This window comes from Stenotrophomonas sp. STEN147, assembly GCF_056757995.1.
In genome coordinates this window covers 140,377-161,928 of record NZ_JBRRCG010000007.1, presented here as the reverse complement: position 1 = coordinate 161,928, position 21,552 = coordinate 140,377, and the positions used below count along the sequence as shown (strand labels likewise).

The window sequence follows — 21,552 nt, the reverse complement described above, 5'->3', positions numbered from 1 at the left end:
GAGCGACGCTTGACAGCGTTGTCAACAAACTGCCATGAAGTGCGCCGCATCGGCGGTCGCAAGGCGCGCTGTGAAATCGTTGCCAGAACCTCGTCGCTTCGGAAAAAACGCCTTGTGCGACGGCATCTGCAGCGGTTTTTCAGGGATGACAGCGCTGCCAACACGAGGGCAGGAAAGTGTTGTGCGGTGCAGAACAAAACTGCGCGGATCAGCTTTCAGCCCGCACGTGTCAGGGCATTCGTTGGACTGACAGCGCTGGACAATCACAATGGCTGCAAATGTCACGCCTGACCACAGGATGGCTTCGATCACTGACTGGAAGGACAAGCAATGGACACAGCAACGACCGTTCGAGGACATCACGTGCAGGGCACCACCCACGCACTGGGGGTGGTCACCGCCATCTTCTTCATGTGGGGCTTCCTGACCTGCCTCAACGACATCCTCATTCCGCACCTGAAAGCGGCGTTCGCGCTGAGCTGGGTGCAGGCGATGCTCATCCAGTTCACCTTCTTCGGCGCCTACTTCCTGATGTCGCTGCCTGCTGGCCGGCTGGTGGCTGCGGTGGGATACAAGCGCGGCATCGTCGCCGGGCTGGCCATTGCAGGCGTCGGCTCGCTGCTGTTCTGGCCGGCTGCGGCCGCCCATGTCTATGGGCTGTTCCTGGCGGCGTTGTTCGTGCTGGCCACCGGCATCACCGTGCTGCAGGTGGCCGCCAACCCCTACGTGGCATTGCTGGGTGAGGAGCGCACCAGCTCCAGCCGGTTGACCCTGGCGCAATCGATGAACTCGCTGGGCACCACGCTGGCACCGCTGTTCGGTGGCCTGCTGATCCTGTCGGCGCAGCCGCGCAGCGAGGAGCAGCTGGCGCTGTTGCCGCAGGCCGAAGCGCTGGCCTACCGTGCAGCCGAAGCGCAATCGGTGCAGCTGCCGTACTTCGGCCTGGCCGTGGTCCTGTTCCTGCTGGCGGCAGCGATCTGGATGTTCCGTCTTCCCACCATTCCCGGCGTGGAGGAACGCACCGGCGCGCGAAGCCGGCCGTGGGACGTCCTGCGCCACCGCCATGTGCGACTGGGTGTGCTGGCCATCTTCTGCTACGTGGGCGCGGAAGTTTCCATCGGCAGCGTGCTGGTCAACTTCCTGTCCTCGCCGGGCATCGGCCAGGGCATGACCGAGCAGGAGGCCACCGGTTATGTCTCGCTCTATTGGGGCGGTGCGCTGGTCGGGCGCCTGCTTGGCGCGGCGCTGCTGGCGCGGTTGGATGCGCGCTGGCTGCTCGGTCTCTTCGCGCTCGCGGTGGTGCTGCTGCTCGGCATCACCGTCTCCACCACGGGTGGCCTGGCCAAGTGGGCGGTGGTGAGCATCGGACTGTTCAACTCCATCATGTTTCCGACCATCTTCGCGCTGGCGATCACCCGCCTTGGAGCTCTCACCGGACAGGCTTCAAGCCTGCTGGTGATGGCCATCGTCGGCGGTGCGGTCATTCCGCTGGCCATGGGCTGGCTTGCCGACAATCACGGCCTGCAGCTGTCGTTCCTGCTGCCGGCGCTGTGTTATCTCTACATTGCCTTCTATGCATGGAAGGGTTCGCGGCTGCCTGCCGCGTGAGCCGCAGCTTCGCCGCTGGCTCAACGTCGCCGTGGTGCGGCGGTCGACTCGCGTTCGAGTACTGCGTGCTCGACCGTGATCATGCGGCCAGCGGCTTCGGCACGGATGTGCTCGATCAGCTGTTCGGTGGCCAGCCGCCCCATGTGCGAGGTCGGTTGACGCACGGTAGTCAGTGCAGGGTAGATGTGCCCTGCGATCGGCGTGTCGTCGAACCCGCACACCGAGAGGTCGCGCGGCACGCGAAGCCCGCGTTCGCCCGCGACGCGATACACGGCTGCGGCCATGTCATCGTTGGCGGCGAAGATCGCCGTGGGAGGCTCATCCATGTCGAGCAGCAGGTTGGCCGCGTCCACGCCGGACTCGAACGAGAACTGGCCGTTGACCACCAGCGCCGGATCGTAGGCGATACCCGCCTGCCGCAGGGCCTGGCGGTAACCGGCGTAGCGCCACTGGCATGCACCATGCGCGCGCGGCCCCTTGATGTGGGCAATGCGGCGGTGGCCCTGCGCGACCAGGTGACCGATCAGCTCGACCACCGCAGTGGTTTCATCCATGCGCACGCCGATGCGTCCTTCCGGGTGTCGCGGGGCGATGCAGGCGAAGGGAATGTCATGCTCTTCCAGGTACGACAGCACTACTTCGTCGTCGGTCAGCGGCGGGATCAGCACCACGCCATCCGGACGCGAGTTCTCGAACAGCGCGGTCATGTCGGGCAGGGTACGCCGGCCAGTGCCCACCGGGCCGAGGATCAGGTTGTAGTGCTGTGCGTGGCAGGCCTCGAGCATGCCGTTCTGGATTTCCATCAGGTAGTTGCGCGAAGGATTGTTGTAGACCAGTGCCAGCGCGTACGAGCGCTGTCCGGCCAGGCTGCGCGCGGAGAGATTGGGCTTGTAGCCCAGGCGCGCCACGGCCGCCAGCACCCGTTCGCGGGTCTGCTCGCGCACGTTCGGCTCGCGGTTGAGCACGCGGGACACCGTCTTGATCGATACCCCGGCAACGGCGGCGACATCCTCGATTCGACTGCGCATGATGCGGTGGATCCTCCTGGAAGGCGGCGGCTACGCGCCGATGGTAGTGCGTACCTGCGATGTCGGTGTTGCCGGAGCAGGCGGATGGTGCCACGACGCGAGGGGGACTGGCACGTCCTGAATTCTTGTCGCGTCGCAACACCCACCGCCGCGGGCCGTGTGCTGCGTCGGCCGCAAAGCCCGCCGTTACGCGATTGCCGCCACAGGATGTGCGATCGCTCATTGACACGATGCAGGCAGGCTTATATGACAGCGCTGTCAGGACGGGCGTCCGATCGCCCATGCCGACGTGCCGCTGCAGTCCCGCACGCCAGGAACGTCATCCACGGAGGTAGTGCCCAGTGAAGCGCCCCACCCAGACCCTTCTTGCCGGCTGTCTGCTGGCCGCCCTTGCCGCATCGGCGGGTGCCGCGCCGTCCACGGGCGAACGCCTGCAGGACTGGCCGCGCGTCCACAGCGTGATCGCTGCCGATGCGGATATCGAAAGGCGCGTGCAGGAGATCCTTGCGCAGATGACGCTGGCGCAGAAGATCGGACAGATGACCCAGGCCGAGATCAAGACCATCACGCCAGACGAGGTGCGTCGCTACTACATCGGCTCGGTCCTCAATGGCGGCGGCTCCTGGCCGGGCATGGACAAGCACGCCAGCGTGCAGGACTGGCTGCAGCTGGCCGATGCCTACCACGCTGCATCGCTGGCAACCGATGCGAAGACGCCGGTGCCGGTCATCTGGGGCACCGATGCGGTGCACGGCCACAACAACGTGCTGGGTGCGACCCTGTTCCCGCACAACATCGGCCTGGGCGCGGCCGGCGATGCCGAACTGATCGAACGCATCGGCGAGGCGACCGCGCGCTCGGTGCGCGCCACCGGCATCGGCTGGGTGTTCGCACCCACCCTGGCCGTGGCCCATGACCCTCGCTGGGGCCGCACCTATGAGAGCTATTCGTCCGACCCGGCGGTGATCCGCAGCTACGCCCACGCCTACGTGAAGGGAGCACAGGGCACCTTCAAGGACGACGGCAACGTGGTCACCACCGCCAAGCACTACCTGGGCGATGGTGCCACCGACAACGGCCGCGACCAGGGTGAGGCGCTGGTCGACAAGAACACCATGATCAACATCCACGCGCAGGGCTACTACGGTGCGCTTGCCGAGGGTGCGCAGACGGTGATGGCCTCGTTCAACAGCTGGAACGACCGCGCCGCAGGCGTGGACTACGGCAAGATGCACGGCAGCAAGGCGCTGCTGACCGATGCGTTGAAGGGCAAGATGGGTTTTGATGGCTTCGTCGTCTCCGACTGGAACGGCATCGCGCAGGTGCCGGGCTGCCGCAACGACAGCTGTGCGCAGGCCATCAATGCCGGCATCGACATGGTGATGGTGCCCGACGACTGGAAAGCGTTCATCGCCAACACCACCGCGCAGGTGAAGAGCGGTGAGATTCCGCTGGCGCGCATCGACGATGCGGTCGCCCGCATCCTGCGGGTGAAGCTGCGCGCGGGCCTGTTCGACCACAAGCCGTCCGACAGCCGCTACGCCGGCGATGCCAGCGCTGTGCTGCACCGTTACCTGGCCCGGCGTGCCGTGCGCGAATCGCTGGTGCTGCTGAAGAATGAAGGCAAGGTACTGCCGCTGCGCCGCGATGCACGGGTGCTGGTGGTCGGCAAGAGCGCCGACAGCATCGGCGACCAGTCCGGTGGCTGGTCGCTGACCTGGCAGGGCACCGAGAACAGGAATTCCGATTTTCCCAACGCCGATTCCGTGCTGGGCGCGCTGCGCGCCGAACTGGGTGCGGACAAGGTCAGCTTCAGCGCCGATGGCCAAGGCGTCGATCCGAAGGCTTTCGACGTGGTGCTGGCGGTGATCGGTGAGACGCCCTATGCGGAAACCAACGGCGATATTCTCGCTTCGGATACCGTCAGCCACAGCCGGGCCTACCCGCAGGACCTGGCCGCGCTGAAGGCCGCAGCTGCAACCGGCAAGCCGGTGGTGACCGTCTACCTGTCCGGTCGCCCGATGTATGCCAACGACCTGCTCAATCTGTCCAGCGCCTTCGTCGCCGCCTGGCTGCCGGGCACCGAAGGCAAGGGCGTGACTGATGTGCTGGTGGCGGGCAAGGGCGGCAAGCCGGCACACGACTTCCGTGGACGCCTCAGCTTCCCGTGGCCGGGCGTGCCGTGCCCGGCGCCGATCGACCAGCCCGACGCGAAGAAGCCGGCGCTGTTCGCGCTTGGCTATGGCCTCAGCTACGCCAAGGGCGGCAAGGTCGCCAGGCTCGAGGAAGCTGACCCGGACAGCTGCGGCGAAGTCACCGTGCTGCCGATCTTCAACCGCGCCGACACGCCGCCATTCGCCCTGCACGTTGCCGCCGCGGGAGCGACCCAACCGCTTGGCAATGATCTGAACGCTACGCTGCGCTGGCCCACCGCCAAGCCGGTGGTGCAGGTGCGCACCGTGCAGGTGAACACCCAGCAGGACGCCAAGGAGGTGACCTGGCGGGCCCCGGCGCAGCTGATCGCACGCAGCACCTCGCGCCGCAATCTCGGCGCACTGGCGCGCAGCAACGGCGCGCTGCAGTTCGACGTGCAGCTGGTGAAGCGCCCGGCATCGCCGGTGAAGGTGACCATGCAGTGTGGCAGCGGCTGTGAGGGCGGGGTGGACATCGCCCCGCAGCTGGTCGCGCTGGCGCCCGGGCAGAAGCAGACGGTGACCGTGCCATTGGCCTGCTTTGCAAAGCGCGGCGTGGACCTGGGCGCGGTGGAAGCCCCGTTCGTGGTTAGCGCCGACGCGCCGTTCGCCGCGGCCTTCACCCAGGTCAGGTTGACGGCCAACACGGCCACCGCCGAGGGCGCGGTGGCCTGCCCGTAACCGAAGGCAGCGCCGGGCCATGCCCGGCGAATGCGCCGTTCCCGAGCAAAAAAAAAGCCCCGCAGTGCGGGGCTTTCTTCTTAACGCTTCATCGAACCGAAGAACTCGTCGTTGGACTTGGTGTTCTTCATCTTGTCCAGCAGGAATTCCATCGCGGCCATTTCATCCATCGGATGCAGCAGCTTGCGCAGGATCCAGATCTTCTGCAGCAGTTCCGGCTCGATCAGCAGGTCTTCGCGGCGGGTGCCGGAGCGGTTGATGTCGATGGCCGGGAACACGCGCTTCTCGGCGATGCGGCGGCTCAGGTGCACTTCGCTGTTGCCGGTGCCCTTGAACTCTTCGTAGATCACCTCGTCCATCTTCGAGCCGGTGTCGACCAGCGCGGTGGCGATGATGGTCAGGCTGCCGCCTTCTTCAACGTTGCGCGCGGCACCGAAGAAGCGCTTCGGGCGGTGCAGGGCGTTGGCGTCCACACCACCGGTCAGCACCTTGCCCGAGCTCGGCACGACGTTGTTGTAGGCGCGCGCCAGGCGGGTAATCGAGTCCAGCAGGATCACCACGTCCTTCTTGTGCTCGACCAGGCGCTTGGCGCGCTCGATCACCATTTCGGCGACCTGCACGTGGCGTGCGGCCGGCTCGTCGAAGGTCGAGCTGATGACCTCGCCGCGCACGGTGCGCTGCATTTCGGTCACTTCTTCCGGGCGCTCGTCGATCAGCAGCACGATCAGGTGCACGTCCGGATGATTGGTGGTGATCGCGGTGGCGACCTGCTGCATCATCATCGTCTTGCCCGCCTTCGGCTGGGAGACGATCAGCGAGCGCTGGCCCTTGCCCTGCGGGGCCATCAGGTCGAGGATGCGGCCGGTGATGTCTTCCGACGAACCGTTGCCGCGCTCCAGGGTGAAGCGGCGACGCGGGAACAGCGGGGTCAGGTTCTCGAACAGCACCTTGTTCTTCGACGCTTCCAGCGGCTCACCGTTGATGGTGTCCACGATCGACAGCGCGAAGTAGCGCTCGCCGTCCTTCGGGAAGCGGATGCGGCCGGACAGGTGGTCGCCGGTACGCAGGTTGAAACGGCGGATCTGGCTGGGCGAAATGTAGGTGTCGTCCGGGCCGGCCAGGTAGCTGGCTTCGGCCGCGCGCAGGAAGCCGAAGCCGTCCGGCAGGATCTCCAGCACGCCATCGGCGGCGACGCCGTCGCCATGGCGGGTCAGCACCTTCAGCAGGGCGAAGATCACATCCTGCTTGCGGGCACGCGCCACGCCTTCGGAGATCTGCAGCTGTTCGGCGATTTCCAGCAGCTTCTGTGCCGGCATGCGCTTGAGATCGCTCAGCGAATAGACCGGGAAGCCTTCCGGCACCGTCGGCTGCACGCGCGGCACGAACGCCTGCTGCTCGCCGCCTTCGTTGGGCATGCCGTCATCGCGGAAGCGGTTGTTGCGGTCGCGGTCGCGGCGGTTGCGGAAACGGTCACGGCGGTTGCCCTGACCCTGGCCTTGGCCCTGCTGGCCATTCTGGTTGTGCGGATGCTGGCCGCCACCCTGAGGGTTCTGCTGCCGCGGCTGGCCGGATTCGCGACCCTCACCGCCTTCACCGCCGCCACTGCTGGCAGGGGCCTCGGCGGCGGGCGCGCTCGGCGCGGGAGCGGCTGCGGCCGGCGCCGGTGCTTCGGGCGCGGCGGCCAGCGGCAGGGTCGGCTGCGCGGGGGGCGCGCTGGTTTCGGCGGCGGCCGGTGCGGCAGCCTTGGTCACGCGGGCCTTGCGCACGCGCTTTTCGGCGGGCGCTTCTGCGCTGCCGGTTTCGGGAGTGTTATCGGACAAGAGCGTTATTCCTCGCTTGAAGGTGCGAGCGCCCGGCTGGGGCGGCGAACGTTGGGGATGGGTCTGGAAGAAACTGCGTCCAGAAGGTGCGGCACGCGAACGCGGCCGGATGTGCCGACACTATCATCGGCCCGCGGCGCCGTGCAAGGGTCGCCGGGAACAGCATTCATGCAGGCGCGGTCCGCGCCTGCCGGCAGCCGCACCGGGCGGCTGCCGGAGTCGTTACAGGATCAGGCCAGGGCCTTGTCCAGCAGGCCGGCCAGCTGGGCCTTGCCCACCGCGCCGATCTGCTCGCCGACCTTCTCGCCATCCTTGAACACGACCAGGTACGGGATCGAACGCACGTGGTACTTGGCGGCCAGCGCACGATTGTTGTCGACGTTGACCTTGGCGATCTTGGCACGGCCCTGGTAGGCATCGGCCAGCTCGTCCAGCGCGGGGGCGATCATCTTGCACGGGCCACACCACTCGGCCCAGAAATCGACCAGCACCGGTTCCTTGGAATTCAGCACGGCGCTATCAAAGTCGGCATCGCCGACATGTACAACCTTGTCGCTCATCTTGGTTTCTCGTCTTGGATTGCACCCGGCCAGGCCGGAGGTGGGTGAACTGGGCCTTGCCCGGTGGCGCGACCCTCGTCGTTGCCTCGCGGCGTCCTGCCGCGGTGCGTTCGGCGGGATGCCTGGACGCTCACGGCCGGCAGTGTACCCCTATCGCGGGGCATGGACAGTCGCCGGCTGGAACCCAGCGTATCGTGATCGCTTCGAAGCGCGGTATGTGTCGGATTTCACTGTCTTCTTGAGGTGGGGGCCGGCAGGCGCGGACTCCAGCGCCCCCGGCAGGGCTGTTCAAGCGCGGTGTGGCTGGGTGAAGAGGCGTCCCGCACGGGCCTGTCTCGCGGTCGCGTGAGACGGCTCATTCCGGTTTGGCCGCCGGAGTGCGTTAAACTGGGGCATTGAGCGGCGCGCGGACCCGGTGGTCCCGGTCCGCCGACCCGCCGCAGGGGCCGCAGTTTGCGACGGTGCCCCCAGACGATGCAGTGCCGCCCGCCCGCTGGCCGGTGGCCATACCAAGACGGACTCATGAGCGACAAACCGCTGACCGATTTGACCTTTTCCTCCTTTGAGCTGCATCCGGCCCTGCAGGCCGGCCTTGAAGGAGCCGGATTCACCCGCTGCACCCCGATCCAGGCGCTGACACTGCCGGTCGCGCTGGCCGGTGGTGATGTCGCCGGCCAGGCCCAGACCGGCACCGGCAAGACGCTGGCGTTCCTGGTTGCCGTGGTCAACCGCCTGCTGAGCCGCCCGGCGCTGGCCGACCGCAAGGCGGAAGACCCGCGCGCGCTGATCCTGGCGCCCACTCGCGAGCTGGCCATCCAGATCCACAAGGACGCCGTGAAGTTCGGTTCCGACCTGGGCCTGCGTTTCGCCCTCGTCTACGGTGGCGTGGATTACGACAAGCAGCGCGAGATCCTGCAGCAGGGCGTGGATGTGATCATCGCCACCCCCGGCCGCCTGATCGATTACGTCAAGCAGCACAAGGTGGTTTCGCTGCACGCCTGCGAGATCTGCGTGCTGGACGAAGCCGACCGCATGTTCGACCTGGGCTTCATCAAGGACATCCGCTTCCTGCTGCGCCGCATGCCCGAGCGCACCACCCGGCAGACCCTGCTGTTCAGCGCCACCCTCAGCCATCGTGTGCTGGAGCTGGCCTACGAGCACATGAACGAGCCGCAGAAGCTGGTGGTCGAAGCTGAAACAGTGACCGCCGCGCGCGTGCGCCAGAAGATCTACTTCCCGGCCGACGACGAGAAGATCCCGTTGTTGCTGGGCCTGCTCTCGCGCAGCGAAGGCGCCCGCACCATGGTCTTCGTCAACACCAAGGTCTTCGTCGAGCGCGTGGCGCGTTCGCTGGAAAAGGCCGGGTACCGGGTCGGCGTCCTGTCCGGCGACGTGCCGCAGAAGAAGCGCGAGAGCCTGCTCAACCGCTTCCAGAAGGGCCAGCTGGAAATCCTGGTCGCCACCGACGTGGCTGCCCGTGGCCTGCATATCGACGGCATCAAGTACGTCTACAACTACGACCTGCCGTTCGACGCCGAAGACTATGTGCACCGCATCGGCCGTACCGCACGCCTGGGCGAAGAGGGTGACGCGATCAGCTTCGCCTGCGAGCGTTATGCGATGAGCCTGCCGGACATCGAGGCCTACATCGAGCAGAAGATTCCGTCCGAGCCGGTCACCAAGGAACTGATGACCGCACTGCCGCGTCCGGAACGCCCGGCCACGGTCGCTGGCGAGGACGGTGACGAGAACGAAAGCGTCGGCCAGATCTTCCGCGAGGCGCGCGAAGCCCGTGCCGCCGAGGAAGAGCGTCGTGGCGGTGGCCGCAGCGGTGGTCGCTCCGGCGCCGGCCGTGGCGAGCGCCGCGATGGCGAGCGCAGCGGCGAACGCCGCTCGCGTGGTCCGCGCAAGCCGCGGGTGGAAGGCGAGCAGGGCGCGACCGCGCCGGTGGAAGGTGCCGGGTCCGGCACCCCGGCCCAGGCCCCGCGCCCGCCGCGTCCGCCGCGTGCCGAAGGTGCTCCGGAGCTCGCGGCGGACGGCGAGCGCAAGCCGCGCAAGCGCCGTCGTCGTCGCCATGGCCGTCCGGTCGAGGGTGGCGAGGCGATGGTCGCCAACGGCAGCGCCGGCAACGGTGCCTCGCCGGTGACGCCGGTTCACGTGGTGGCCAAGCCGGTGCGCAGCACCGACGCCGCCGACTCGTTCCTGACCCGCATCGGCCGCAAGATCCGCCGGATGCTGTCGGGCGGCTGATCGGCGCGCCCGGTCAGCGGTAGCGCCGGGCCATGCCCGGCGCGCGCAGCGGCAGATCGACGATTCCACCCGGGCGTGTCCCGGCGCTATCGATACTTCGCGCCGGTCCTGCATAATCGGGGCATGAGTGTCCTGCGCTTCGACAATGTCAGCAAACAGTACGCCGGTGGCCACGAAGCACTGATCGATGTCAGCTTCGAGGTCGCGCCGGGCGAAATGCTGTTCGTCACCGGCCATTCCGGGGCGGGCAAGAGCACGCTGCTCAAGTTGATCCACCTCGACGAGCGGCCCAGCCGCGGCGCGGTGGTCTTCGACGAGCGCAACCTGCTGAAGGTGCGCGGCGGCGACGTCCCGCGCCATCGGCGCGCGGTCGGTGCGGTGTACCAGGACCATCGCCTGCTGATGGACCGGACCATTGCCGAGAACGTGGCACTGCCGCTGATCCTGCGCGGTACGCGCCGTGGCGACATCGGCAAGCGCGTGCGTTCCGTGCTGGAACGGATGGGCCTGGGCCATCGCGAGAAGGCACTGCCATCGCAGCTGTCGGCCGGCGAACAGCAGCGTGTGGGCATCGCCCGCGCCATCGTGGGTGAACCCAAGCTGCTGGTTGCCGACGAGCCGACCGGCAACCTGGACCCGACCCTGGCGGCGGAGATCATGGCCCTGTTCGCCGAGCTGCCCGCGCGCGGCACCAGCGTGCTGGTGGTCAGCCACGACCTTCCCCTGCTGCGTCGCATGCGCAAGCGCGTGCTGATTCTCGACCACGGCCGGCTGGTGGACGACATCTCGCCGCAGGATCTGGCGGAGTAACGCATGGCGAAGAACGAAAACAGCGAAGCCGCCGCACCCTCGCGTCTCGGCGTGTGGTTCCAGCACCACGTGCACAGCGTGGTGTTCAGCCTGGGCCGCGCCTGCCGCAAGCCGTGGGCAACCCTGCTGACGGTGATGGTCATGGCGCTGGCGCTGGCACTGCCACTGGGCCTGTCGATCGCGCTGGACAACCTCAAGCATTTCGCCGGCAGCGTGCAGCAGTCGCGCGACATCAATGTCTTCCTCAAGGGCACGGTGGATGGCCCCGGTGCGTTGCGCCTGGCCGGCCAGCTGCGCGACCGCGATGACGTCGGCGAGGTGAGCGTGCGCACGCCCGAGCAAGGGCTGCAGGAGCTGCGCGACGCCGGCCTTGGCGAGGCGATCGACGCGTTGAACGACAATCCGCTGCCGTCGCTGCTGGTCATCACCCCGGGGCAGGGCAAGGACGATGCGCGTCTGGCGCGTGCGCTGGAAAGCCTGCCCGAGGCCGATCTGGTGCAGCACGATGCGCTGTGGCGGCAGCGTCTGGATGCGTGGCTGGCGTTCGGCGCGCGGCTGGTACAGGTGCTTTCGGTGCTGCTCGGCGTCGGCGCTGCGCTGGTGGTTGGCAATACCGTGCGCCTCGACATCCAGGCACGGCGCGAGGAAATCGGCGTGCTGCAGCTGCTCGGCGCCAGCGATGGCTTCATCCGCCGGCCCTTCCTGTATCTGGGTGCCTGGTACGGGCTGGGCGCCGGCGCGGTGGCGCTGGCCCTGATCGGTGTTGCCGGCGCCGCCCTGCGCGCGCCGCTGGCTGACCTGTCACGCAGCTACGGCAGCCCGTTCGTGCTGCACGGCCTGGACCTGCTGCATGGCAGCCTGGTCCTGCTGGGCACGCTGCTGCTGGGGTGGCTGGGCGCGTGGCTGGTCACCGGCCACTTCCTCCGCCAGACCCGCCCGACCGACACCTGAGACCGGCATGCAACCGCAAGCGCTGAAGCACCTTGAAGGGCCCGCTACGCGGGTGATGGTGGTCGACGGTTCCAAACTGGTGCGCAAGCTGATCGCCGACGTGCTGCAGCGTGATCTGCCGGGCGTGGAGGTGATCGGCTGCGACAGCATCGAGGGTGCCCAGCAGGCGCTGGCGCAGGGGCCGGTGGACCTGGTCACCACCTCGCTGACCCTGCGTGACGGCGACGGCCTGGCGCTGGCGCGGACGGTCCGCGAAGCTGCCGGCCAGGCGTACGTGCCGGTGATCGTGGTCTCCGGCGATGCGCAGCAGCATCTGGAGCAGCGGCGTTTCACCGAGTACGTCACCGACTATTTCGACAAGGCGCTGGGCCATGAGGCCCTGGCGACCTTCATCCGTGGCTATGTGCAGCCGCAGACCATTCCCGGGGCGACCATCCTCTACATCGAGGACAGCCGGGTGGTGGCGGAGGCGACCAAGCGCATGCTCGAACGCCAGCAGCTCAACGTGCTGCACGTGGTCAGTGCCGAAGAGGCCTTCACCCTGCTCACGGCCGAATCGCTGGGCCGCAGCCGCCACCGCATCGACCTGGTGCTGACCGACGTCACCCTGAAGGGCGAATTGAGCGGACGCGACGTGGTGCAGCGCGTGCGCGTGGATTTCGGCTACGGCAAACGCCGCCTGCCGGTGCTGGTGATGACCGGCGACGGCAATCCACACAACCAGACCGGGTTGCTGCAGGCCGGTGCCAATGATCTGGTGCTGAAGCCGATCGAGGAGCGCCTGCTGGTGACCAAGGTGCTGTTCCAGCTGCGCCTGGCCCGCTTGAACGATGGACCCCTGTTGCGATGACCGATGACGTAGTGGACACCCCGACGATCCAGCTGGAACCGAGCTGGAAGCAGCAGGTCGGCGATTACCTGCTGCAGCCGCAGATGCGCGAACTCTCCACCTTCCTGCGCCAGCGCAAGGCGGCCGGCGCGGCGGTGTTCCCGCCGGGCCCGCAGATCTTCGCGGCGTTCGACGCCACGCCGTTCGAGCAGGTGAAAGTGGTGATCCTGGGCCAGGACCCGTACCACGGGCGCGGCCAGGCGCATGGACTGAGCTTCTCGGTGCCCGCCGGCGTTCCGGTGCCGCCATCGCTGCTGAACATCTACAAGGAGATCGAGGGCGACCTGGGCATCTCCCGTCCCGATCACGGCTGCCTGGTGCCGTGGGCGCAGCGCGGCGTGCTGCTGCTCAATGCCGTGCTGACGGTGGAGGAGGGCAAGGCCGGCGCCCATCAGGGCCGCGGCTGGGAAGGCTTCACCGACCACGTGGTGGATGTGCTCAACCGCGAACGCGAAGGCCTGGTGTTCATGCTCTGGGGGGCCTACGCGCAGCAGAAGGGCAAGGTCATCGATACCCGGCGCCACCGTGTGCTGAAAGCCCCGCATCCCTCGCCGCTGTCGGCCCATCGTGGCTTCCTCGGCTGCCGGCATTTCTCGATGGCCAACGACTATCTGCAGCGTCGCGGGCAGGCGCCGATCGACTGGTCGCTGCCGCCGCGCGACGCAATGTGATTCCGCACTAAGGCCTGGTGTCCCGGCGGTAGTAGGCGCGGCCACTTTCGGCAATTACGCTCAGCGCATGCACCCTGCCATCACCGCCGCGATGGAACAGCACTTCCGCGCCGATGCTGCCGGCCAGAAAACGAACCGGTGTCAGCGCCTGCAGGGCTACCGGCGAGTCGCGCCCGGGCAGGCGCAGCTGCAGTCCCGCCTCACTCGACTGCACATCCAGCGTGTCGACTTCGAACCAGTCGGCCAGGCCACCGCGCATGTCCATCGGCAGCGCGTCGTCGCGCGTGAAGTGTCCGTCGAACTGCGGGAAAGCGGCGCTTAGCGGCGCAGCATCGAGAGTGCGGATCAGCGGCTTGGCATTGTGACCGAGCGCATCGGACAGGGCATTACGGATCTCGCCCCGTAGGGCCGGACCGTTATCGCCGTTGGTGAGGATGACGAAGCCATCGCCACTTTCCGGGTAGCCTTCGATGCCAGCGTGATAACTGTCGTTGCTGCCATTGTGGAAGAAGCGGCGGCTGCCCCCGGCGCCCGCCAGCTCCGGACCCAGGCCGCGCGCGGCAGGTGCGACTTCGCTGACCATCTGCAGCGCCAGCGACTGTGGCAGCCAGCCGTCGGTACCCCGCACGCTGCGCAGCAGCGCCGCGACGAACAGGCCTAGATCATTGGCGCTGGTCCACAAACCGGAGGCTGCCTGTTCTGGAAAGCTCTGCCAGCCTCGCGGCAGTGCTTCCGGCTGCCCCTTGCTGTCGTGCGCGTGGGCGATGTTGCCGTGCCGTGCGGGCAACGGATTCTGGTAGGTGCTGCGTGACATGCCCAATGGCGCGAACATCTGGCGGCGGGCGGCCTCCGCGAACGGCAGGCCGGTGACATCCTCGATGGCCAGCTGTACCACCGTATAGCCACCACCGGAGTAATCCACCTGGTGACCGGGAGGATGGATCAGGCGGATTGCCGGGTTCTTCGCAGGCGGCAGGCCTTCAAGGGTCTGCAGCAGAGTGGGCAGCGGTTCTCCGGGCTGGTAGTCCTCGAATCCGTGCACATTGAAGCCGGCGGTGTGCGAAAGCAGCATGCGCAGGGTGACCGGAGTGTGCTGCGCGGGCGCCGTAGCGGGGACATGCCAGCGGCGCAGGTGGCGATCGATGTCATCGTCCAGCTGCAGGCGTTCCGCAGCCACCAGCTTCAGCGCGGTGGCCGCTGCGCCCATCTTGCTGACCGAGCCCACCGAGAAAACGGTGTCGGCGTCCACTGCATCCTGCGTGCCCGCCTGGCGCAGCCCGAACCCGGCTGCGTACACCACCCTGCCATTGCGGATGACCGCAACCGCCGCTCCCGGAACCTTGTAATGGGCGAGGCGATCCTGGATCGACCAGTGCGGCACTGCAGCGCCCTGCGCTGCGGTACTGGGGCGCAGGCCGTTGGCCATTGCCTGGGCGAAACGAGTGGTATCCCCGTTGGCGCTCTCGTGCGCGATCGCGGCGCCGGGTTGCAGCGCGGGCAGCAGCGTGACCAGCAGTGAGCAGAGCAGCAGTCGTTTCATCATCGGCATCCTTTCAGCGGGTGAGGTGCGGCGCAGGCATGACCACGCACGCGAGCTGCGTACGGGCGGTGCGGTTGGAGGGCACAAGCGCTGCATCACAGGGCGCGATGCAGCGCAGCTTCACTGCGGTTCGGGGCGTGCGCCGCGAGCCAGCAGGTAATCGCGTACGGCCACCGTGCGTGCCTGGTTCAATGGCGTCCTCCAGCGGCCCAGCCAGCCGTCGGCCTCCACGCCCAGATTGACGTCGGCACCGTGCTCCAGCAGGTACTGCACGGTGACCAGATGGCCGCCACGCGAAGCATTGATGAGTGGCGTCTCGTCGTAGGTCACCACCCGGTTCACGTCGGCACCGGCGCGGACCAGCTGCTCTACGATGGGTTGCAGCCCCAGTGCCGACGCGACGATCAGCGGGTTGCCTTCGCCCAACGCGGCGCGGTCGGGATCGGCCCCCAGCCGCAGCAGGGTGTCGACCATGGCCGGATCGCGCGCGCGGATTGCCTGGATCAATGCGGTGCCATCGCCGAGTGCGCGTGCATTGAGATCGACGCCTGCGACGGCCAGGGCATGCACCTGCGCTGTGTCATGGTGGCTGGCAGCACGCAGCAGCTCGATTACCCGGGGATCGGAGCCGGTGCCGGTGGGGGTCGCCAAACGCGGCGCGACCAGGACAAGCGCAGTCGTGCAGGTCAGCAGAAGCAGCAGGCCCAGCAGCAAGGTGCTTCGTCGGCGCGGTGCTGCTGCCGGCGTCGCGATGAGCTGGTCAATACGCTGTGCCAGCTGGCTGCGTGCGTCGAACATGCCCAGCGCCAGTTTCGGCGGCTGCTCGCGCAGGGCCTGCAACTGCTCGATGCTGTCCAGCAGCGAGGCGGCGTAGTCCAGCGGCTCGCATGCCTGCGCTGCCGCGCGGGCGTCGCAGGCCATCTCGCGCAGTACTGTCAGCCGCGACTGTGCGATGTGCAGCAGCGGATTCCACCAGAACAGCGCGACGCCCGCACGCAGCAGCGTACTCGTCCACAGGTCGTGGCGTTGCAGGTGTGCGACTTCATGGCGGACGATGTTCTGCAGCGCGACGGTATCCAGGCGCGCGATGAGGTGTCGCGGCAGCAGGATCTGCGGGCGCCAGAGGCCCACCACCAAGGGGCCATCGACCGCGCAGGTGGCAATGTCTACATGTGCCGGCACGATGCCTTCCAGGCTGTTGCGCAGCGCCGGCGATGCCGGTTGTGCCCGGCGTCGCAGGTGGCGTGTCTGCAGCAGTGCGTCGAACAGGCGCATGCCCAGCCAGAGGGTGCCCAGCAGCCATAGCGCCGCCAGCAGGGTCGGCAGAGCCCGAGGCAGTTCAAGATAATAGATGTCTGGCTGCCGTCCGGCCTCGTAGATGGCTTCCTCTGTGGTGGCACCTTCGCCCGGCATGGGGTGCAACGCCGGAGCCGCCGGAGCCGGCGAGGGCAGCGTGGTCGACCAGCCGGGCAGGAACGCGGTGAACGGCAGCAGCAGTGCGACGGTGATTGCCGCTGTCAGCAGCCAGGAGCGCTGCTCGGGGGAAAGGCTTTGTCGTCGTGCCAGCCACAGCGCGGGGAGCAGCACCATCGCGCCCAGCAGCAGCTGTCGCGCGCCCAGTGCCATCGCCAGATCGATCAGATTCATTCCCTTCTCCCGGCCTTGGCATCGCTGATGCGCTGCTGCAGGCCCTGCAGTTCGGTGCGGTCGATCTCACGCTCGTCCAGCAGATGCTGGGCAAGTACGTTTGGTGAGCCGTCGAAGAACTGGTGCAGCAGATGATCCAGTGCCTGGCGGCGTGCCTGCTCGCGGCTGAGCGTTGCGTGATAGATGAAGGCGCGGCCTTCCTGGCGATGGCTTACGAAGCCCTTGCGCGCCAGCACATTGAACATGGTCAGCACGGTCGTGTAGGCGACCGGCCTTTGCTCGCCGAGGATGTCGGCCACCTCGCGCACCGAGGCTTCGCCCTTGTCCCAGAGGATGTCCAGGATCGCCTGCTCGGCCGGGGTGGGGGTGGGAGAAACGGGGCGGGCCATGGCATCTACGAACGAATTAGTTGACGCATCGGAGCACGCCGGCGTGGAGGAGTCAACTGGTTTTTTAGTAGTCAAGCACCGGCTCGACCGGCCGGGCCTGAACACCGGGCAACGTTTGCTGGCCTGAATGGGCCTCCGGAACGGCCCGTTCAGCTCCGCTTGACCGGAATCGGCCGGTTCCCGGCAGGTAATTGCTTGAATTCCAAGGGATTGTGAATCCCGAAAAGCGCGCTCGCCACTGTCATCAAATCGCGCTACGGTAGGGCTCTGTTTGGGACCAGTGTTGCATCAATAGGATGCTGGAACTTTTTCCTCCTTTAGCAGTCCAAATCCCGGACTGCTAAGATGGGTGCCTATGAGCCAGAACACCTCTACTGCCCTTGTGGCAAACAATCTCCCGATTCCCAGTGCGCTCGGTTCGCTGGACGCCTACATCGGTGCCGTGCACCAGATCCCGGTGCTGTCGGTCGATGACGAACAGGACCTGGCCCGTCGCTTCCGCGACGGCAACGATCTGGACGCTGCCCGTGAGCTGGTGCATTCGCACCTGCGCTTCGTGGTGCACGTGGCCCGCGGCTACAACGGCTACGGACTCGCACTGGGCGACCTGATCCAGGAAGGCAACATCGGCCTGATGAAGGCGGTCAAGCGCTTCGACCCGGACATGGGCGTGCGCCTGGTCTCCTTCGCCGTGCACTGGATCCGTGCCGAGATGCACGAGTTCATCCTGAAGAACTGGCGCATCGTCAAGGTCGCCACCACCAAGGCGCAGCGCAAGCTGTTCTTCAACCTGCGCAAGTCGAAGACGCGCCTGGGCTGGATGAACGCCGCGGAAGTCAGCGCGGTGGCCAAGGATCTGAACGTGTCCGAGCGCGAGGTCATGGAAATGGAGTCGCGCCTGTCCGGTCGCGATATCGGTTTCGATGCGCCCAGCGACGAGGATGACGACCATGCGCCGCCGTCGCCGGCCGCATACCTGGTGGCCAACGATGAAGATCCGTCGATGGCCTACGAGCGGGCCGACAGCGAGGACAACCAGCTGCAGCTGCTGCGCGAAGGCATGGCTGAACTGGATGCGCGTTCGCGTGACATCATCCGCCGCCGTTGGCTGGATGCGGACAGCAAGGTGACGCTGCAGGAACTGGCAGACGAGTACGGCGTGTCGGCCGAACGCATCCGCCAGGTCGAGGCGAACGCCCTGAAGAAGATGAAGGCGCTGTTCACCGCGTAAGGCATGGATCTTAGGTTCGGTTCCTATTTCCGGAACCCGTTCTGATGAAAGGCCCCGGCGTTGGTCGGGGCTTTTTTTGTTCGGCCGGCATGGCAGTTGGTAATGCAGGTCGCTGATCGGCTGCTTCAGTAGTACCAGCCCATGGCTGGCAGTCATGCGCTTCCGGTGGCCGTTCAATCCCTCGCGAGGTTTATAGCCAAAGGCCCGGTCCAATTCAGAATGGTCCCTTTGGCCTCAGTCCTGGAGTTGGACTCCGATGACTGCCTTCCTGTGCTATGAATGCCAAGCCTTGCTTCAAGGCTCTTTCATGGATCGGAATGATGCGCAGGTTCGGGGGAACTGCAAGCGGTGTGTCGACCCGCTTCGGGGCATTTGAAGATCGAACTCGCAAGCTTGGTGTCATAGGCGCCTGGCTGTGCTGCTTGCTGCTGATCGGCCTTGGCCTGTCACCATCCGCAATCGCCCAGACAACGATCACATACATTCACACTGATGCCCTCGGCTCGGTTGTGGCCGAAAGCGATGCCAACGGCAACGTCATCAAACGATATGACTACGAACCCTACGGGGCCGTGGTAGGCGGTCAGGTCACGGATGGACCTGGGTACGCCGGACATGTGAGTGACTCGGCCACAGGGCTGAGCTACATGCAACAGCGCTACATGGATCCACAACTGGGTGTGTTTTTGTCAGTGGACCCAGTCACCGCTCACCAAATGCCAGTTGAGCAGTTCAATAGGTATCGGTACGCGAACGGGAACCCCTACAGGTTCGTCGATGCGGATGGAAGGCAGGCCGCAGAGCGATTCGTTGAGCGGCATCGGAGGGATATTGCTGCCGGAAATGGCGCCGTATACGAGCCGATGAGACCGGCCGCAATCGCTGTTACAGCGGCAATGGCTGCTCCAGTGCTGATCGAAGCTGGCATGGTTGCGATGGCCAATCCAAGTGTCGTATCAGCAGCTACCAGTATCGCTGCTGATATCGCAGGAGTTACAGGTGCCGGTGGAGCAGGTGTGGCGGCATCCAAAGCTCTGAGTGTTGAAGGTCGGGCACTTTTGAATTCCCGACCTGTGGGCAGTGCACTCAAAGCCGACGCTGGGCACAATTCGGCGACCTTTATGCGAGAGACCGCTGCAGAAGCGGGTGTTCATACTCCGTTGACAGGGGGTGACGGCGTGGTCCGCACTCTGACGCAGCTGCCAGGTGAACTCAATGGAAAGGCCGGTCGATTTGAATACATAGTCGACAAGGCTGGCGACTTGACCCATCAAAGATTTGTGGAAGGTGGCAGCATGAACGGAATACCAAACAAGAAGTGAGTGTCTACATGAGAACGTATGACTGTATTCAACCCTATGGACCCTGGAGTCAGACCGAGGTGGCATGGGCACTGGGGCGCCATCTGATTGACTTTGAGGTTGTGAAGCACTGCGCGTCGGAGCAGAAGGAACTGGAAGAGAAGTTCAATCTGAACGCCTTGATTGAAAGGCTTGAAGGGGTTCTTCCCGATGAGCGTAATAGCGTAGCTGCGCAGTTGGCGGCATTCGATAAGAACTCAAACGAGGATGAGATTCTCAGAAGATGGCTTGTTGCATTTCTCGCTGACGCCTACGCCAAGCGCGATGAGATTGCTGATCCGCTCGGAGAGGTTGAGAGGATCTACGCTGATTTTGATTACCCGGAGTCTCTGGAGAGCTTTGTCAGGTACATGCCAGCTTCTGATGGGTATGATCCGTCTGCTCACTCACATGAGCAGAATGTTGCGCGGCTCTTCGAGAACTGGAAACGCTATCTTGACTCGGCGAAACAGCGGATTCACTCAGCGTAGTTTCCTTCGCTTGACGTGCGTCGCCTCTTCCCGAAGCGCACCGTCCCGGCTTCCATGCCGAGGACGGTGAAGACTCCCAGAATCCGCGATCTGGTTCCATGCAGGAGTCTGCGTGGTGGATCTACCAGGCCTCACCCCTCACGCGCGATCGCGCGCCAGCCGATGTCATTGCGATGGAACTCGTTGGCCCAGCGCACCTTGGCCACGCCGGCGTAGGCATTGGCCTGCGCATCGCGCACGCTGTCACCCAGCGCCGCCACGCACAGCACGCGGCCGCCGGCGCTGACCACCTGGCCGTGCGCGTCCAGTGCAGTACCCGCATGGAAGACCTTGGCGCTGCCCGGCACCTCATCCAGGCCGGAAATCACGTCACCGGTGACCGGCGCTTCCGGGTAAGGTTTCGCCGCCAGCACCACACCCAGCGACGGGCGCGCATCCCACTGTGCCTGCACCTGGTCCAGGCGGCCATCAATGGCGGCTTCCACCAGCCCGACCAGATCCGACTGCAGGCGCAGCATCACCGGCTGGGTTTCCGGGTCACCGAAGCGCACGTTGAACTCGATCACCTTCGGTGCGCCGCTGGCATCGATCATCAGGCCTGCGTAAAGGAAGCCGGTGAACGGAATGCCGTCGGCGATCATGCCCTGCACGGTCGGGTTCACCACCTCGCGCATCACCCGCGCGTGCACCTCCGGCGTGACCACCGGGGCCGGTGAGTACGCGCCCATGCCGCCGGTGTTCGGCCCGGTATCACCGTCGCCGACACGCTTGTGGTCCTGCGAGGTGGCCATCGGCAGCGCATGCACGCCATCGACCATCGAAATGAAGCTGGCTTCCTCGCCGTCGAGGAACTCCTCGATCACCACGCGCGCGCCGGCGTCGCCGAACGCGTTGCCGGAGAGCATGTCGCGCACCGCATCCTCGGCCTCGGCCAGGGTCATTGCAACGATCACCCCCTTGCCGGCGGCCAGGCCATCGGCCTTCACCACGATCGGCGCACCCTTCTCGCGGATGTAGGCCAGTGCCGCGTCCACGTCGGTGTGCACGGCGTAGAACGCGGTCGGGATGTTGTGGCGCGCCAGGAAGTCCTTGGCGTAGGCCTTGCTGCCTTCCAGCTGGGCAGCGGCGGCAGTCGGCCCGAAGATGCGCAGGCCGGCGGCACGGAACCGATCGACCACGCCTGCCACCAGCGGCACTTCCGGGCCGACCACGGTGAGTTCAACACCTTCGGCCCGGGCCAGGGCCAGCAGGCCATCGATGTCGGTAACCTTCACCGCCATGTTGCGGCACTTGTCTTCGGTGGCGGTGCCGGCGTTGCCGGGTGCCACGAGTACCTCATCGACGCGGGAGGACTGGGCCAGCTTCCATGCCAGGGCGTGTTCGCGGCCGCCGGAGCCGATGACGAGGATCTTCATGGGACAGGGTTCTCGTAAGCAGAAAAGAAAAGCCGGGCA

Annotated in this window: 18 protein-coding genes; 10 read left to right on the top strand and 8 right to left on the bottom strand. The window is 66.2% G+C overall.

Going from position 1 to position 21,552, the window contains the following annotated elements; all coding sequences use genetic code 11:
* Positions 1 to 21: 21 nt before the first annotated feature.
* The gene (locus tag ACVOKU_RS09795) at positions 22 to 312 is read right to left on the bottom strand and encodes a hypothetical protein (RefSeq protein ID WP_481559789.1); all 291 of its coding nucleotides are present in this window, start codon (positions 310 to 312) and stop codon (positions 22 to 24) included.
* 18 nt (positions 313 to 330) lie between these two features.
* Between ACVOKU_RS09795 and ACVOKU_RS09790 the strand changes: the two genes are divergently transcribed.
* Entirely contained in the window at positions 331 to 1,608 is a 1,278-nt protein-coding gene (locus ACVOKU_RS09790) for a sugar MFS transporter (RefSeq protein WP_481559788.1), read from the top strand.
* Positions 1,609 to 1,628: 20 nt separating this feature from the next.
* On the opposite strand, the gene ACVOKU_RS09785 is transcribed toward ACVOKU_RS09790, so the two are convergent.
* Positions 1,629 to 2,636, bottom strand: coding sequence for a LacI family DNA-binding transcriptional regulator (locus tag ACVOKU_RS09785; RefSeq protein WP_053515642.1), 1,008 nt, complete (start codon positions 2,634 to 2,636; stop codon positions 1,629 to 1,631).
* Between the two features lie 341 nt (positions 2,637 to 2,977).
* Here ACVOKU_RS09785 and ACVOKU_RS09780 point away from each other — a divergent pair, with 341 nt between their 5' ends.
* Entirely contained in the window at positions 2,978 to 5,509 is a 2,532-nt protein-coding gene (locus ACVOKU_RS09780) for a glycoside hydrolase family 3 protein (RefSeq protein WP_481559787.1), read from the top strand.
* Between the two features lie 80 nt (positions 5,510 to 5,589).
* On the opposite strand, the gene rho is transcribed toward ACVOKU_RS09780, so the two are convergent.
* Together rho and trxA are read right to left on the bottom strand one after the other, a co-directional pair.
* Positions 5,590 to 7,329, bottom strand: coding sequence for a transcription termination factor Rho (rho, locus tag ACVOKU_RS09775; protein ID WP_346475326.1), 1,740 nt, complete (start codon positions 7,327 to 7,329; stop codon positions 5,590 to 5,592).
* A gap of 230 nt (positions 7,330 to 7,559) precedes the next feature.
* Entirely contained in the window at positions 7,560 to 7,889 is a 330-nt protein-coding gene (trxA, locus tag ACVOKU_RS09770) for a thioredoxin (RefSeq protein ID WP_025878607.1), read from the bottom strand.
* Positions 7,890 to 8,411: 522 nt separating this feature from the next.
* Between trxA and rhlB the strand changes: the two genes are divergently transcribed.
* From rhlB to ung, 5 genes are all read left to right on the top strand, one after another.
* Positions 8,412 to 10,139: an ATP-dependent RNA helicase RhlB gene (gene rhlB, locus ACVOKU_RS09765; RefSeq protein WP_065174408.1), complete on the top strand. Its 1,728-nt coding sequence runs from the start codon at positions 8,412 to 8,414 to the stop codon at positions 10,137 to 10,139.
* Between the two features lie 123 nt (positions 10,140 to 10,262).
* Positions 10,263 to 10,949 (top strand): cell division ATP-binding protein FtsE, encoded by a 687-nt coding sequence (gene ftsE / locus ACVOKU_RS09760; protein WP_053515652.1) that lies wholly within the window; start codon positions 10,263 to 10,265, stop codon positions 10,947 to 10,949.
* Positions 10,950 to 10,952: 3 nt separating this feature from the next.
* Positions 10,953 to 11,900, top strand: a complete 948-nt coding sequence (ftsX, locus tag ACVOKU_RS09755) for a permease-like cell division protein FtsX (RefSeq protein WP_481559786.1) — start codon at positions 10,953 to 10,955, stop codon at positions 11,898 to 11,900.
* A gap of 7 nt (positions 11,901 to 11,907) precedes the next feature.
* Positions 11,908 to 12,750: a response regulator gene (locus ACVOKU_RS09750; protein ID WP_193395996.1), complete on the top strand. Its 843-nt coding sequence runs from the start codon at positions 11,908 to 11,910 to the stop codon at positions 12,748 to 12,750.
* Positions 12,747 to 13,460: a uracil-DNA glycosylase gene (gene ung, locus ACVOKU_RS09745; protein ID WP_481559785.1), complete on the top strand. Its 714-nt coding sequence runs from the start codon at positions 12,747 to 12,749 to the stop codon at positions 13,458 to 13,460. Before ACVOKU_RS09750 ends, ung begins: the two co-directional genes overlap by 4 nt.
* 7 nt (positions 13,461 to 13,467) lie before the next feature.
* On the opposite strand, the gene ACVOKU_RS09740 is transcribed toward ung, so the two are convergent.
* The 3 genes from ACVOKU_RS09740 to ACVOKU_RS09730 all read right to left on the bottom strand — a co-directional run bounded on the left by ACVOKU_RS09740 (position 13,468) and on the right by ACVOKU_RS09730 (position 17,036).
* Positions 13,468 to 15,000, bottom strand: coding sequence for a serine hydrolase domain-containing protein (locus ACVOKU_RS09740; protein WP_481559784.1), 1,533 nt, complete (start codon positions 14,998 to 15,000; stop codon positions 13,468 to 13,470).
* A 120-nt stretch (positions 15,001 to 15,120) separates the two neighbouring features.
* Positions 15,121 to 16,647, bottom strand: a complete 1,527-nt coding sequence (locus ACVOKU_RS09735) for a M56 family metallopeptidase (protein WP_481559783.1) — start codon at positions 16,645 to 16,647, stop codon at positions 15,121 to 15,123.
* Positions 16,644 to 17,036, bottom strand: a complete 393-nt coding sequence (locus ACVOKU_RS09730; protein WP_481559782.1) for a BlaI/MecI/CopY family transcriptional regulator — start codon at positions 17,034 to 17,036, stop codon at positions 16,644 to 16,646. Before ACVOKU_RS09730 ends, ACVOKU_RS09735 begins: the two co-directional genes overlap by 4 nt.
* 355 nt (positions 17,037 to 17,391) lie before the next feature.
* On the opposite strand from ACVOKU_RS09730, the gene rpoH reads away from it, so the two are divergent.
* From rpoH to ACVOKU_RS09715, 3 genes are all read left to right on the top strand, one after another.
* Positions 17,392 to 18,267 carry an RNA polymerase sigma factor RpoH gene (gene rpoH, locus ACVOKU_RS09725; protein ID WP_053515659.1) on the top strand — a complete coding sequence of 292 codons (876 nt, stop codon included), beginning with the start codon at positions 17,392 to 17,394 and terminating at the stop codon, positions 18,265 to 18,267.
* A gap of 275 nt (positions 18,268 to 18,542) precedes the next feature.
* Positions 18,543 to 19,589, top strand: a complete 1,047-nt coding sequence (locus ACVOKU_RS09720) for an RHS repeat domain-containing protein (protein ID WP_481559781.1) — start codon at positions 18,543 to 18,545, stop codon at positions 19,587 to 19,589.
* A gap of 59 nt (positions 19,590 to 19,648) precedes the next feature.
* On the top strand, positions 19,649 to 20,098 hold the full coding sequence (locus ACVOKU_RS09715) for a DUF2247 family protein (protein ID WP_481559780.1): 450 nt from the start codon (positions 19,649 to 19,651) through the stop codon (positions 20,096 to 20,098).
* Between the two features lie 131 nt (positions 20,099 to 20,229).
* On the opposite strand, the gene purD is transcribed toward ACVOKU_RS09715, so the two are convergent.
* Entirely contained in the window at positions 20,230 to 21,513 is a 1,284-nt protein-coding gene (purD, locus tag ACVOKU_RS09710; protein ID WP_481559779.1) for a phosphoribosylamine--glycine ligase, read from the bottom strand.
* Between the last annotated feature and the right edge of the window lie 39 nt (positions 21,514 to 21,552).

Excerpts from the sequence above, each read along its gene's own strand:
- ACVOKU_RS09790 (WP_481559788.1), top strand. The coding sequence starts at position 331 with ATGGACACAGCAACGACCGTTCGAGGACATCACGTGCAGGGCACCACC.
- ACVOKU_RS09785 (WP_053515642.1), bottom strand. The coding sequence starts at position 2,636 with ATGCGCAGTCGAATCGAGGATGTCGCCGCCGTTGCCGGGGTATCGATC.
- trxA (WP_025878607.1), bottom strand. The coding sequence starts at position 7,889 with ATGAGCGACAAGGTTGTACATGTCGGCGATGCCGACTTTGATAGCGCC.
- rhlB (WP_065174408.1), top strand. The coding sequence starts at position 8,412 with ATGAGCGACAAACCGCTGACCGATTTGACCTTTTCCTCCTTTGAGCTG.
- ftsE (WP_053515652.1), top strand. The coding sequence starts at position 10,263 with ATGAGTGTCCTGCGCTTCGACAATGTCAGCAAACAGTACGCCGGTGGC.
- ftsX (WP_481559786.1), top strand. The coding sequence starts at position 10,953 with ATGGCGAAGAACGAAAACAGCGAAGCCGCCGCACCCTCGCGTCTCGGC.
- ACVOKU_RS09750 (WP_193395996.1), top strand. The coding sequence starts at position 11,908 with ATGCAACCGCAAGCGCTGAAGCACCTTGAAGGGCCCGCTACGCGGGTG.
- ung (WP_481559785.1), top strand. The coding sequence starts at position 12,747 with ATGACCGATGACGTAGTGGACACCCCGACGATCCAGCTGGAACCGAGC.
- ACVOKU_RS09740 (WP_481559784.1), bottom strand. The coding sequence starts at position 15,000 with ATGAAACGACTGCTGCTCTGCTCACTGCTGGTCACGCTGCTGCCCGCG.
- ACVOKU_RS09735 (WP_481559783.1), bottom strand. The coding sequence starts at position 16,647 with ATGAATCTGATCGATCTGGCGATGGCACTGGGCGCGCGACAGCTGCTG.
- ACVOKU_RS09730 (WP_481559782.1), bottom strand. The coding sequence starts at position 17,036 with ATGGCCCGCCCCGTTTCTCCCACCCCCACCCCGGCCGAGCAGGCGATC.
- rpoH (WP_053515659.1), top strand. The coding sequence starts at position 17,392 with ATGAGCCAGAACACCTCTACTGCCCTTGTGGCAAACAATCTCCCGATT.
- ACVOKU_RS09720 (WP_481559781.1), top strand. The coding sequence starts at position 18,543 with ATGAATGCCAAGCCTTGCTTCAAGGCTCTTTCATGGATCGGAATGATG.
- purD (WP_481559779.1), bottom strand. The coding sequence starts at position 21,513 with ATGAAGATCCTCGTCATCGGCTCCGGCGGCCGCGAACACGCCCTGGCA.